Below are 12833 nucleotides of genomic sequence, written 5' to 3'. Positions count from 1 at the left end.
TGTTCCACAAAGATCGGTGATCGCCTACCCCTGTTTCTCGATTTCTGCTGCAGCTCGTCGCAACAAGCCCTCCAGTGCGGCTTTTACCGTTTGTCGGCGCACCTCGTCGCGGTTGCCGGGGAAGTGCGCAAGCTCGGCTGTCACCTCGTCGCCCACTGCAAAGGCCAACCAAACGGTGCCCACCGGCTTGTCTGGCGAGCCGCCATCGGGGCCGGCCACACCGCTGACCGCCACGGCAAATCGCGCCAGGCTTTTTTCCTGCGCGCCGCGGGCCATCGCCTCCACCACTTCCTGGCTGACGGCGCCTACTTTGGAGAAGAGTTTTTCCGGCACGTTCAACTGCCGGGTCTTCTGCCGGTTGGAATAGGTGACATAGCCCGCCTCGAACCAGGCCGAACTGCCCGGGATCCGCGTGATGGCCTCGGCAATGCCGCCGCCGGTACAGGACTCGGCAGTGGTGACGTGGGCACTGAGCACCTGCAAACGGCGACCCAGTTCAGCAGCCAGTTGAGTGATTTCCTTCACGGTCGTCTCCAGGAGTGGGCGGGGGTTCGCCTACCCTACAGGAGCCTATCGGCCATGCAAGATACAGAGTGCATCAAGAGGCTAACGCGCGACGGCCTGCACATAGGCCTGGCAAGCGCGCAAGGCGATCAGGGCGCTGTCGCCGTCGTCGGTGATGCGGATAATTCGCTGAGCATGCGCCGGGTCAAGTCGGGCTCGCGGGGCTGCATGAACCATGCTGCCGGCGGCGGAGGTGGCAGGCACTGTGCAGCCAGTGGCGGCGCTGTCGAGAAGGACTGACAGCCGCACATCAGCAGTGGCCAGGCGATCGCGCAGAGCCGCTTGGTTGCGTTGGGCATCGTTCAATTCCTGAATGTGTTGGTGGTCGCTAGTCGAGAGCTGTTGTTCAAGGGCCAGGCGTTTGGTCTGTTCGGCCTGTTGCTGGCGAAGGATTGCCTGGCTTTGTTGGCTGAGCGCTTGCGCGTGGACCACCGATTGCAGCTCCAACTGCGCCCTGTATCGCCACGCCTGTACCTGCCAGACCAACGCCATGAGCAGACACACACCAATCAAGCGAAACACACCTAGGAAACGCATAGCACCGCCTTCGCCCGGGCCCACAACTGCAAACGGTCGTCCAGACCGTTGAGGCCGCCGTTGATACGCCGGGTGATGGTGGTGAACTGGTCTTTGTCGGCGAGCTCGTTGAGGCCGTTGCTTTGCCAGAACCAGGCGGCGGATTCGCAGGCCCATTGCGGCTGCTCAAGCAACTGCGGTTGTCGCAGCAGGCGATCGTCACCGAACAGCGCTTGGCTGCACGCAAGGTAATTACGGCGGCCGGTTATCTGGATCAACCCTCTGCCACGATACTTTTGTCCATCTGCGTCCGCTTCGGGAGTGTTACCCAGGCGCGCCGCCAAGACGCCGGTGTCGTATTTGCTCAGGTATTGATCACTGCCCAGCTCGCGCACGTAGTGCAGTTCACCGGACTCGTGACCGATTTGAGCGAGGAAGGCTGCGGCGCGTTGGGGAGTGCTGATTTGCCGATTCAGCATTGCCAAGTTGAGTGAGGATATGAAAACGCCCGCTAGAGAGCGGGCGCGTGGGAAGACTTGCTGAAGTTGCGTGAGCGTCATGGGATGACCTTGCCACGAGCCACCGCCCTGGCCGCCAGAATCTCTGCGGGTACGGGCGTGTTCTCTTCAAGGAACCGCAAACTGTACCAGTCGGTAGACGCCAGATAAGCGAGGGCCTCACGCGAGTCCGCCTGTGCCTGGAGGTCTTGGGGCGTCTGGTTTTGTTCAAGCTTCGACAAATCAAACATCGCTCAAGCCCTCCGCGGGGTTGGCTAAGTGAGTGGGCAGATCAATCGGCTCGACCGGAAAGGGAACCGGCCCCGCCGATACCTGGAGCCTGCCGTTCTGCCACATGTAAGCTGGCGCATCCGCGTTGACGGCCAGCTTCAAGGTCAATTCGATCTCGCCATTACGACGGCTGACGGGCCCTGCGAACAATTCATGCCCGATGGCGGACATCGGCAGGGTCATCCCGTCAGGGATCAGCGAAAGGTCAATCCTCTGGTCATTCAGGATCAATATTTCACCTTCGACAAAGGCTGTCGTGGGAGTCGCGGTGCCAAGAGGCCGAAAAGGAACATGGTGAATAATCATGCGTGCCATCTCCCGATTGCCGTCACTGTCACGATATTGTTCAGCGTCCGGTCAGACATAAAAAAGTAGGAACCACTATTGCCGTAGCACCTGGCCGACATGTCCCAGTCAATCGACGGGTAAATGTTGGGGAACACCGCCACAGGCGTATCCGCGAAAGCCGCCAGCCATGCAACGTTGCGCGTGACACCAGCGGTGTAGCCGGTGAAGCGCTGCTGACAGATTTGCAAACCGCCGGCAAAGCGGAAGTACCAATTATCAAGCGAACCACCGCGCTCGATGAGCCCCGAATTAATCGGCAGGGCACCCGAAGGGCCAGCGTTGAGTACCCCGGAAATCGCGTTGCCGTTATGAAGAATGCTGCGCCAGTTGGGCGCAGCCGCGCCTGGGTTGACACTGAACTGGCGGAAGTGAATACCGTCCCCCGATACCGCCATCGACAACTGCGCACGCCATTGCGGGTCATGGCCCCACGCCTGGGACAGCACACTGATCGCACCAAAGCCCGGCACACCGTCGGGGTGTAGGTAGTAGCTGTACAGGCCGGTATTGGCTTTGTTGGGCGAAGCGGTTTGCGCCGCCGATAGTCCCATCAATTCTCCCGGCGTCGCGCCTGGCGCAGTCCCCAGAGCGAAAACCGAGGTATTGATTTCGGCGCGCCACGGCGTCCACTGGCCATCAGCCCGTCGACCACGGGTGAAAACCGACTCATCCAGCATGGCTTTCGCGGTTTGCCAGATATAGCCACCCGAGTTGGCAATCTGCAGGATCTGCACATAAGGATTGGGGAGGTTGGCGCCCCCATTACCAAACTGAAACAACCCACTGACACGCGGCAGTTCGTTGGCATCGTCGGTGGGCTGTTTCGAAATGGGCTCGGCACCCCAGCCCGCATGACCCATCATTGACACCCGCCCTGGGGTGAAGTCGTCGCTGCCGCTCACCACGTTTTGAGTGGCTGCAGTGCCCAACTGAGCCTGGCGGGCGAACAGCTCCTGGGTCATTGCGTTGATCTTGATACTGGCGCTGCGCGGTGTGTCACCGCCGACGCCAGTGGGTGCCGCACCAATATTGATTTCCTGTCGTGCCATGTGGACTCTCCATAGTCATTTCAATAAAAAGCCCGCACAAAGGCGGGCACCGGAAACGCCAGTCAACTATTCAAAAAACTGGCACGACCACCGGAGCCGAATCAGCGATTTCACAATGCAAAGAGACGGCCCCCACCAACTCGTAGGGTTGCCCATCTTTTTGCAATTTAACGGTCATGATTTTTCGGGAGTACGTGACAACTGCCGAAACCTCTTTCTCACCCACTCCCATGCTGTAGCCCCACCCACTTCCTTCAGGCGCCAGCGGGATAAGGCCCAACGTACCGCGCACTTCATAGACACCTTGAGCCTTTCGCTTCGAGGTGACTTTCTGATTGCTGAACGGAACAACCGTACAAGTCCCCTCAGCCCCGCGTAGTTCAATGACTGCTCTCATTTTCAAATCGCCTTTATCGAGCCATCGGCCTGCTTTGCGCAGTTGGCCGTGTTCAGAGTGGTGATGACATTCAGCGCGCCCATGTTCATGCCGGCGGTAGGCGGTGCGATGTCCGCCTCCGTGATCCAGTTCGATGCAAAGGCTGCAGGCACTTCAAGGGTGCCGGTCTGAATTGAGTACATCGCAAACCGGGGCAGGTAGACCACTCCGGGAAAACCGATGTAAATGGACATCAGGCCGGTCTCTGGACGGCGGTATACGCTGACTTTCAACGATGCACCGCTTTGCACGCTGCCGATGGCCGGGGATGCCGCATTCAACAGCGCAACGCCGGAATTGAACGAGCCTTGGTAGTAGTACCAGGACAGGTCGAGCGTAAATGGCGACGTGTAGCCGTTTATGCAGCCCACACACCGAATCAACGGTGACTCGCTCTCGGTGTAGGGCATGGTGGTGTGGATGGTCAGCGAGGAAACCAGAGAACCACTGGCCCTCCCCGCCTCCGTGGTGTTTTGCCCAAGCAGGCGCTCACCATCGGCCTGGAAGGCACGCGACTTGAGACCCAGCCGTTGCTGGGTGGAAGCCAGGCCCGGGCCGTCGGTGAGGACTTTTTGCCAGGGTTGCCAAACACCCACAACCTCCACACGAACCCACCTCGAAGCGTCGTTGACGACGAAGTACTCTTGCATGGTATAGCCGGCGCCGGCCTCATTGACGGTCAACCAACCGTTTTGGCCTGTGGGGGTATGCAAGCCGGATATTGAATAATAGGTGCCCGCTTTGCGCACACCATCAAGGTCTGCTTCCGGGAGGGGATTGTAGGCACCCACGCCGAAGTCGCCCACGCGAACGACTCGGCCTGGAGTATGGTCATCGGCGCTTGTCGTCAATATGCCGGAAGCCGCCGAGCCAAGTGCATCCATCCGGCTATATAGCTCTTGAGTCATTGCGTTGATTTTAAAGTTAGCGCTACGCGGAGTATCACCCCCTACGCCGCTGGGGCGCGTACCGAGATCAATTTCTTGTCGTGACATCCTTCACCTCCAAATTGAAAATCCATTTCAAGCTCAGCAATATCCTTATCTTGTTATCTCTCGTAGTCATATCCCGCTTACGTCTACTACGAGGTAGCTGTAGGCTTCAGCTCGATAATTAAACTCTTTCACCTGATGCTGCTTGGTATAACCAAAATAATAATAATATTTGACCTTGAAATTTATTTTACCTGGGCCGTGAGTGAAGAAGTTGGTGCTCGCATACTCATTAATCCTAAAGTTCCCACCGCCACCTGTAAATTGCGTGGTGCGCCAACTTCGCCCACATCGGCCTCCAAACACAACTGCATATTTCTTGCCTGCTTCATAATTATGATCGCCGACCACCGCCTCAAAATTATCCGTTCCGACCAATACGTCTCTTACAATTAACTGAGGCGTCGTCGCGTCATACACCAACTCGCCATGGTCATTGAATATCTGCATGCCAAAGGCACCTCCCGCAGACACGCCCGGCCGGAAACGATATACATCCAAGTTGACGATCGTTGAACCATCCGTGACGTAACGCTGGATGTAACCGCCGCCACTGCGCGATACATTCGCCAGGCACACTGAGTGAGCTTCATTCTGGGCGCGTACAGCCACAATTTCCTCGGCATCCGGTATCCAGACATCCAAGTACTGCCCCCACGCCGGGTTACTGCTGGTGGCAGTACTCACCTGAGTTGTCTTACTCACAAAACCGTAGGTTTTAAAGTTTTGATCAAGGAGGACACTACGGTCATCGTTTAAAACTTGAAAGCCAATAGCCATCATGAAATACCGTACGTAATAAGCCCTGGATTGACAGAGGCACTCCACATCAAGGTGTTCTGCGAAATACGGCATTGGGGCCCATCAGTAACATTGATGCCGGCCTCAAGTGTGACCATATACCAAGGACGACCTTGGGCAAATGCATCGACCACCAACGAACCTGCTCCCGTGCCGCTGCTTATTCTGCCAATGACCCGGGCAAGCCGAGTATTTACATCGACCAGCACTCCGCCCTGTGCATTGAACGCTTGAAATCCTGCTGCCATAGCCTCTCTCCTGTTGATGGGTTGGTGATTAACCCCAGATCCCGAATCGAACACGCAATACCTGGTTAGCATCAAACACTTGAACCAATTGATTGCTGATGGTCATCCGGCCACCGCCCCCTACCCCGTTAAGTTCCAACCCCCCCGCCTTGTCAAGCTTCCAACCACGGACACCCGGCTGATAATCATTGGACTGAATAACCTGACCAATTTTGGCGTTAGTGATCGTGCCGTTCTGAATGAATGCACTATCGATAAACGTCTCAGTCCCCCTGACTGCGAAGGGCGTTGTCGGCTTACCCGGGGTATTTTCGTTATAAATCGCAAACTGATCCGCTGAAATCAGAAACTGACTTTGCAACCCACCTGGACCATTCTCGATGCCCAACCCAATACCGGCGAACTTATAACCACCACCCGCAGCAACTTGCATCCGCACTGACCAATTCGCCGCCAACTTCCCATTGGTATCCGCAATCGCCGAGGCATTGGTCTGGATACTCACTGACTGTTGGTTAACTTTGGTCTGTACCGTTTCAATGCTTTGGGCCAGCGTTTTATCCGCAGTGGCCAAGGTCGTCAGTCGCGTATCGATCGATGCCGAGTTGTTATTGACCTTTGCATCCAGCTGCGTAACCCGCTGGCCAAGGGCTTCATCTCGGGAGGCAGAAGCGCTGTCTACGTTGGTGATACTGGCCTGGTTCTGACTGACCCTTGCATCCAGCCGCGTAACCCGCTGGGCAAGGGCTTCATCCCGGGAAGCAGAAGCGCTGTCTACGGTGGTAATACTGGCTCGGTTCTGATTGACCCTCACCTCCAACGCATCCGTCTTCATCGCCTGGGCAATATCACCCTCGGCAATCGCCGACATCACCGACCAAGTGCCAGCCATGGAAACGTCATCGCCCGCGAATGAGGTTTGCTCGTCACCTGCCATCTTCGGGTTGACCTGGGCATACACCCCGTCGGTTTTCTGGGCAGTACTGGTGACCTTGCCGTCCACCGTCTCAATCGCCGTTTTGTTCTGCTGGATCTGCAACGCCAGTGCATTGCTGGTTTGCACCAGGGAGCCAATGTCCAGCCAATAAGCCGCGTTAGGCGGTGGGCTGTTAGCCGGTACTGCCTGGATAGCCTGGTAAAGATGACTCTCCTGGCGTACAAACTCGCCACTGGCATATGCCCTGGCCGCGTCGTACAGCAACGCATCCGTGACTTGATCAACCAGTGCTTGCAGTTCTTTACGGGTATTGTCCAATCGGTCGTTGACCGAACCCGAGCCAGATCCATCAATCAACTCGATACGGTCGAGCAAGTGCTTGCCCAGTTCCGTCTCGCTGATTTGCCCTGCGATCAGATCCAGAATCGGCGACGCATCCGAACTCGCTTGCCCGTTGACGCCCGACCCGCTTGGAAACCACGGCCCGATATTGCCCGTGCGATCCACCAACCGTGCCCAGAAAAACAACGACGTCCCCGCCGCCAGCCCCATCATGGTCAAATCGGTCTGCGGATAGGCGTAATCCCCCAGCTTGGTTGCCATCGCCAAATCAGCGGTTTTCCCGTACCAGATCTCCGTGCGCTGCAAATCCGCTGTGCTCACCCCCTGCGGAATCTGCCATTTGACCTTGATCGCAAACACCAACGACTCCGTCGTCAGCGCTGCCACGGTCGGCGGCAGTGTGGTCTTGCCGTTAAGGACGGTCTCCACGGACTCGCTATACAGGGAGCCGATATCCAGCGCGTTGATCGCCCGCACCTTGGCCACATAACGCCCGGCATAAATGCCGGACACCTCGATAGAACTGCCGCCCGTGCGGCCAGCGTAGACCCACTCACCGTCGTTCTTGCGCCAGTAAGCCTCATAGGCGATGGCATTGGCCGCCCGCTGCCACTCGATGGTCATGACATTGACCGCACTGCCTTGCTCGACGAAATGGTCATTGCTGACCGTCACGCCGGTAGGTGCTGCTTGCACGCTCGGCGGGATCACGGTGATCGGCGGGCTGTCGATTTTGGCGCCGTTGTCGATGGCGGCAAATTTGCTCGGTACGTGCTTGACCGCGCTGAGGCTGTATTTGATTTCGTCATCCGAAAAGTCTTCGGATATCGACAGTACGCGAAACTGTTGCAAAGCCAGGGTCGCCGAATCGATAGCCCAGATCGATTGGGCCGGCGGGAGTTCGTCGAGCCTGGTTTGCAGCACTACCAACTGCTCATCCGCACCTGCGGCGCTGACGGACTTGACCGCCCGGGACACCGCCTTGCCGTTGGGCATTACCAGGGTGATGGTGTCGCCGGCAGTGGCGGTGACTTCGGCATCCAGGGTCAGGCTGTCGAGTGTGGCAGCACGCAGGCGCCCGCCAATGCGGCGGCCGGCGCGGTCGTTGTCGGCCACGCGGATGATCTGGCCGGGGCGGGCCAGGGTGCCGTCGAGGCCAACCGAGAAGGTTACGCTTTCGGTTTCCAGACGGTTGGTCAGCAACGCCCATTTGCCGATGCGTTGGGCTTGCGCCTGGGAGGTACAACCGGTGGCACTGATTTCGGTTTGCTGGATGCCATAGCGCGCGATGCCTTCGGCGTCGTCGACGTACTGCACCTTCTGGCGATAGAAATCCGTCGGGTCATTCCAACTGACCAGGGCGACGGTGTAGCGGGTCTTTTTCGCCGAGCCGCCGTAGATGAATTGGCCGCCGATGACGTTGGCGTTGGAGTAGGTGTAGACCGGGTCTTCCGGCATGTCCGCCACCGCCATCACCGAACCCGCGCCCCAATAGGACATGCCACGGAAGGTGGTCGCCAGGTCTTGCAGCACCTTCAAGGCGTCGGCGCGCACCGACAGGTACAGGTTGCAGGTGAAGCGCGGTTCGGTGCCGCCCTTGCCGTCGGACACCGGCTGGTCGCAGTACTGGCCGATGCGGTACAGCTCCCACTTGTCCACTTGGCCGGCGTTGAGCAGGTGGCCCAGGCCATAGCGTTGGTGCAACAGCAGATCGTAGTAAATCCATGCCGGATTGTCGGTCCAGGCGGATTTGAACGTGCCGTCCCACACGCCGCTGTACACACGGGTTTGCGGGTCGTAGTTACTCGGCACCTTGATAATTCGCCCACGCAGTTCGAAAGAGCGCGAGGGGATCGACTGGAATTGCGCGGCATCGAATTGCAGACCGATCAACGCCGAGCCCGGGTAGCGCAGCTTGGCATCAATCACCTCAGTGGAAGACTCCACGGTGGTGGTATCGGCAATCGCGCCACTGGTGGAGTTCGGTGTGATCCGCCGCACGCGCAGGGCCCAGCCCACTTTGGCAGGGGGCAAGTCAACGCGGTGGGAACGTTCGTACTTGGTGGTGGTTTTACCGCTGAACGCGGCGGCCAGCACCTCTGTAAACGCACCGCCGTCGGTAGACAGGTCAATGGCGTACTGCACTGTATAACCGTTGGTGTCGCCATTGCTGGTGTTGGTCTGCGACAGTCGCGTGACCGCCAGGCGTATCCGCACTGCCGACAATTGCAGGTTGGAGTAGGACTTGGTCCAGGGCTGATCGCTGCGCAGCTCGATGGACACCGGGCTTTCGTTTTCCACTGCCGGGAAGCCAGGGATGTGTGACTGGTCCTGGCTGCCATTGCGGGTGTCGAGGGTCACGCCACTGAAGTTGAGGCTGCCATCGGCGTTGGCCAGCGGGGTCTCGTCGAGAAACACCGAGCGCTTATCGTTTTTCAAACCGACAATCTCGCCTTCGCTGACGAGATCGAGGATACGGGCATAGGCCGTACTTTGCAGGCTGTCTGGCGCCTCCACGGAGGGACGGGGCTTGGACGCGCCGCCTTTGCTGCCAGCGAGAGTGAGGTCAGTCATGGCTTTCCTTCAGGCGAAATAAAGCCCGCACGCGGCGGGCTGGTTGAAGAGCAGGAACGTTAGAGTTGATCCTGGGTGTAGATCCCGGCGCTGATCACGGAGCTGCCGACGATCAGTTGGCCGTAAAGCAGGCCGACCGGGTTGCCCTGGGCACTGGTGTTGACCGGGCCGTTGAAGCTGTAGCTGGCGCGGTTGTTGGGGCCATCTTGCGCCGCCAGGCCCTTGGGTACGGGTGACAACATTTGCATTACCCCGCCCATTACCATGGAGGCGCCCATCATGATCAGACTCGAACCAAACGGTGCGCCGGCACCAAAGGTGCCGCCCGTGATAATCGCGCCAACGACGATCAGCACCGCACCGACAATGGTCTGCAGGGCACCTGCGCGCTTGCTGCCGATCAGCACCGGCGCCAGGCGGATGTCATCATCGCCGACAGGGGCACTGAGGCGCTCCTGGGCAATGTTTTGCTTGCCCATGAACACCGAATAGGTCAGCCCGTTGTCTTTGGATTCCATCAGGAAACGTTCAAAGCCAGGCAGGAGGATGCTCAGGGCCCGGATGGCTTCTGAAACGCTACTGACCGCCAATCGATGTACTCTGCCAAAGCGCGCACCCAGCACGCCGTACAGGCGAACCGTGCGCACCTTTTCAGTGGCGGCTTGTTGTATGGCTGGCACGCACGTTGGGGAATAGGGAGTCACCGCAATCTTCCTCATAGTTGGTCCTGTGCATAAATGCCTGCGCTGATTACCGCGCTGCCTACCGTCAACTGACCATAAAGCAGACCCACCGGGCTGCCTTGAATGCTGGTATTGACCGGCCCATTAAAGCTGTAACTCGCACGGTTTTCCGGACGGTCCATGGTGCCCAGGCCTTTGGCCATGGGTGACATCAACTGCGCGACGCCACCCATGGCCATGGAAATCCCCATGCTCGCGGCGAAGGTCCAACCGGTGGTGGATGAAGCACCGATCAAGGCAGAGGAACTGCCCGAGGCCAGACCGCCAGAGAAGTACGACGCAGCCACAATCAGCGCCACACCAATAATGGTTTGCATCGACCCTGCGCGCTTGCTGCCCATCAGCACCGGTGCGATACGGATATCCGCAGCGCCTGGAGGTGCCTTGAGGCGATCCTGGCCAATGTTGTCGCGGCCCAGGAAAATCGAATACGTCACGCCCCGGTCCTTGGACTCCATCAAGAAACGCTCGAACCCCGGCACCAGAATGCACAGCGCATGGATCGCTTCCGAAGCATTGCTCACCGCCAGCCGATGCACACGCCCGAAGCTCGCGCCCAGGCTGCCGTAGAGGCGCACCGTCCTGACTTTTTCATGATGCATGGCATCCTCCAGGCGAATGATCCGCCGATGTGGTTAGTGTTTGGCCCGCAGGCCATGTCGCCAATAGCTGACCGTCACCTCGCCCCAATAGCCACCGTAGGTATCGCGCTTGCTGTCGCGACCATACAGGTGGTGCAGGATGGAACCTGGGGCCGGGTAATGCTCGGGTTCGCTTTGCAGCACGCCGTCGGCCAGGTAGATCGCGGCATGGTTGGGCACTGGCGACCGGATCTGCATCAGCACGATATCGCCCTGTTGCAGTTGGCTGACCTGCACGAAACCGGCGGCCGGCAGGTTGTCCAGGTAGAGGTTGCCGCCCTTGTCCCACCAACCGTCTTCACGCTGATAGTCGCCAAGCTCGATGCCCAGCTCGCGCCGGTAGTAGTCGAGGATGATGCTCAGGCAGTCATGCACGCCGTGGGCGAAGGCACGACCGATCAGGGGCGCCTGGTAGCCGTTTGGCGTGCAACTGGCCCATTCACCGGTACGCACCTGTCCGTCGTCGTCGGTGCGTACTTCAACAATGTGCCAGGGCAACCCGGAGGCTTCGCACGCCACGCGGTCTGCTTCACTGGGTGTCGCCGGACAATCCGGATGGCTGTGCACCACCGCGAGAATCTCGCCCCGCTCTTCGGCGCCAGCGTAGTCCTCGGGCGCCAGACGAAAATGTTCGCTGGGCGTGCTCGCCGTATTTCGACACGGCACATACACACGCTTGCGCCCTTCACGAATCAGCAGGCCGCAGCACTCATGGGGATACGCGGCCACGGCGTGCCGGGCAATCGCCGCCAGGTTGGTCTTGTTCATGCTCAGCTCCGCAACAGTCCGGCTGCCGGGAATGAGCCGTAGGGCAGTGGGTTGTTTTCGCCGAAACGCAGCTTGCAGCTGGTCAGCCGCCCACCACATTTATCCTTGGCCGCGTCGGTGACAATCACGTCATTGGCATCCGCCACCGGGCCGCCGTTGTAGCCGCAATAGGGGCCGCGATAACCGCCGCAGCTGAGCCACCAACATACGTTGGCAACGATCTGTCGACGGGGCAGTTGCACGCCGTTGAAGTCCAGCGCGCTGGCCAGTTCGAACTTCACCGTCTCACTGCTTTCGGCAACCTTGCGCTCGACGTACCAGATGTCTGGCGGCAGTTCCTCTTCCGGGTCAGCTTCGGGCTGGCCGTCGAGGTACTTGGCCAAAGTCCGATGGCGGATCAGGCGCGCGCCTACCAGGTCTTCGAAATACAGCACCAGCGCCGTGATGAAACCGCCGACGTTGCCTACGGCCAGTGTCGGCGTCGGTTGGGTGCCCTGCCCCGACATTTCGAAGCCCTCGGCCTGGATCGGCCAGGGTGAATATTCGTGGCCCTGCCAGAAGATCGATGACTCCTGGGGGTAACCGTGAAATCGGTACAACTCGGCACCCAGGTGGGTGGCATCGAGCTCGAAAAGCTCCACCCAGGCCCCGGGCTCCAGGGTCTGGATATCTGCAGTGATGGACATATGATTCTCCGGGCAAAGAAAACCCCGCACTACGGCGGGGTGGAGGCGGCGCTAGGGGTGGAAGGCTTGCTCGAACGTTGCCGTCAGGGAGTAGAGCCCGGCGCCCATGGGCGTTGGCTGGTAACCCTTGCAGCGATACAACGCAGGCGCTGCCAGTGGTGCGGTCCAGTTGAACGCCTTGGCGCCGGCATGGCGATCAAGGAAAGCAACGATCGCTTTGATGCGCGCTTCGTCACCCACGAACGTCAGTGGCCAGGACTGGGTCTTGTTGTTGATCCCGTCCGCTGCCGTTTGCTGGTAGCCATCGCCGAATTTGGCCGTCTTAAGACGAAACTCGACGCTGCCGACGGGCTCCACCTTGGGCACCCATGTGAAAGTTTCTGTGCTCATGTTTTCTCCA

16 protein-coding genes are annotated in these 12833 nt (G+C 59.1%); all 16 read right to left on the bottom strand.

The window, feature by feature from the left end; genetic code table 11:
- Window positions 1-24: 24 nt before the first annotated feature.
- The 16 genes from PSEBG33_RS20730 to PSEBG33_RS20790 all read right to left on the bottom strand — a co-directional run bounded on the left by PSEBG33_RS20730 (window position 25) and on the right by PSEBG33_RS20790 (window position 12823).
- Window positions 25-525 (bottom strand): CinA family protein, encoded by a 501-nt coding sequence (locus PSEBG33_RS20730; RefSeq protein ID WP_005785452.1) that lies wholly within the window; start codon window positions 523-525, stop codon window positions 25-27.
- Window positions 526-606: 81 nt separating this feature from the next.
- Window positions 607-1101 carry a lysis system i-spanin subunit Rz gene (locus tag PSEBG33_RS20735; protein WP_005785450.1) on the bottom strand — a complete coding sequence of 165 codons (495 nt, stop codon included), beginning with the start codon at window positions 1099-1101 and terminating at the stop codon, window positions 607-609.
- Window positions 1089-1640 (bottom strand): glycoside hydrolase family 19 protein, encoded by a 552-nt coding sequence (locus tag PSEBG33_RS20740; RefSeq protein ID WP_005785448.1) that lies wholly within the window; start codon window positions 1638-1640, stop codon window positions 1089-1091. Before PSEBG33_RS20740 ends, PSEBG33_RS20735 begins: the two co-directional genes overlap by 13 nt.
- Entirely contained in the window at window positions 1637-1828 is a 192-nt protein-coding gene (locus PSEBG33_RS20745) for a hypothetical protein (protein ID WP_005785446.1), read from the bottom strand. The genes PSEBG33_RS20740 and PSEBG33_RS20745 overlap by 4 nt, the downstream gene beginning before the upstream one ends.
- Window positions 1821-2174: a hypothetical protein gene (locus PSEBG33_RS26930; RefSeq protein WP_005785444.1), complete on the bottom strand. Its 354-nt coding sequence runs from the start codon at window positions 2172-2174 to the stop codon at window positions 1821-1823. The genes PSEBG33_RS20745 and PSEBG33_RS26930 overlap by 8 nt, the downstream gene beginning before the upstream one ends.
- Window positions 2171-3265 (bottom strand): hypothetical protein, encoded by a 1095-nt coding sequence (locus PSEBG33_RS20750; RefSeq protein WP_005785442.1) that lies wholly within the window; start codon window positions 3263-3265, stop codon window positions 2171-2173. The genes PSEBG33_RS26930 and PSEBG33_RS20750 overlap by 4 nt, the downstream gene beginning before the upstream one ends.
- A gap of 70 nt (window positions 3266-3335) precedes the next feature.
- Window positions 3336-3662, bottom strand: coding sequence for a hypothetical protein (locus PSEBG33_RS26925; RefSeq protein WP_032803292.1), 327 nt, complete (start codon window positions 3660-3662; stop codon window positions 3336-3338).
- Between the two features lie 2 nt (window positions 3663-3664).
- Window positions 3665-4696, bottom strand: coding sequence for a pyocin knob domain-containing protein (locus PSEBG33_RS20755; protein ID WP_157264119.1), 1032 nt, complete (start codon window positions 4694-4696; stop codon window positions 3665-3667).
- Window positions 4697-4762: 66 nt separating this feature from the next.
- Window positions 4763-5473, bottom strand: coding sequence for a hypothetical protein (locus tag PSEBG33_RS20760; RefSeq protein ID WP_146097856.1), 711 nt, complete (start codon window positions 5471-5473; stop codon window positions 4763-4765).
- A complete protein-coding gene (locus tag PSEBG33_RS29250) occupies window positions 5473-5742 on the bottom strand; it encodes a hypothetical protein (protein WP_146097855.1) in 270 nt (89 codons plus the stop codon). The genes PSEBG33_RS20760 and PSEBG33_RS29250 overlap by 1 nt, the downstream gene beginning before the upstream one ends.
- 28 nt (window positions 5743-5770) lie before the next feature.
- A complete protein-coding gene (locus PSEBG33_RS20765) occupies window positions 5771-9595 on the bottom strand; it encodes a phage tail protein (protein WP_005785436.1) in 3825 nt (1274 codons plus the stop codon).
- Window positions 9596-9654: 59 nt separating this feature from the next.
- Window positions 9655-10314: a tail assembly protein gene (locus tag PSEBG33_RS20770; RefSeq protein WP_005785434.1), complete on the bottom strand. Its 660-nt coding sequence runs from the start codon at window positions 10312-10314 to the stop codon at window positions 9655-9657.
- Window positions 10311-10940, bottom strand: coding sequence for a tail assembly protein (locus PSEBG33_RS20775; protein ID WP_005785432.1), 630 nt, complete (start codon window positions 10938-10940; stop codon window positions 10311-10313). Before PSEBG33_RS20775 ends, PSEBG33_RS20770 begins: the two co-directional genes overlap by 4 nt.
- Before the next feature lie 33 nt (window positions 10941-10973).
- Window positions 10974-11747, bottom strand: a complete 774-nt coding sequence (locus tag PSEBG33_RS20780; protein WP_005785430.1) for a C40 family peptidase — start codon at window positions 11745-11747, stop codon at window positions 10974-10976.
- Window positions 11748-11749: 2 nt separating this feature from the next.
- Entirely contained in the window at window positions 11750-12433 is a 684-nt protein-coding gene (locus tag PSEBG33_RS20785) for a phage minor tail protein L (protein ID WP_005785428.1), read from the bottom strand.
- Between the two features lie 51 nt (window positions 12434-12484).
- Window positions 12485-12823, bottom strand: coding sequence for a phage tail protein (locus PSEBG33_RS20790; RefSeq protein ID WP_005785426.1), 339 nt, complete (start codon window positions 12821-12823; stop codon window positions 12485-12487).
- Window positions 12824-12833: the final 10 nt, after the last annotated feature.

Source organism: Pseudomonas synxantha BG33R (assembly GCF_000263715.2).
In the GTDB taxonomy this organism is placed as follows: domain Bacteria; phylum Pseudomonadota; class Gammaproteobacteria; order Pseudomonadales; family Pseudomonadaceae; genus Aquipseudomonas; species Aquipseudomonas synxantha_A.
The sequence above is the reverse complement of the archived record's forward strand: the minus strand, read 5'-3'. Positions and strand labels throughout refer to the sequence as shown.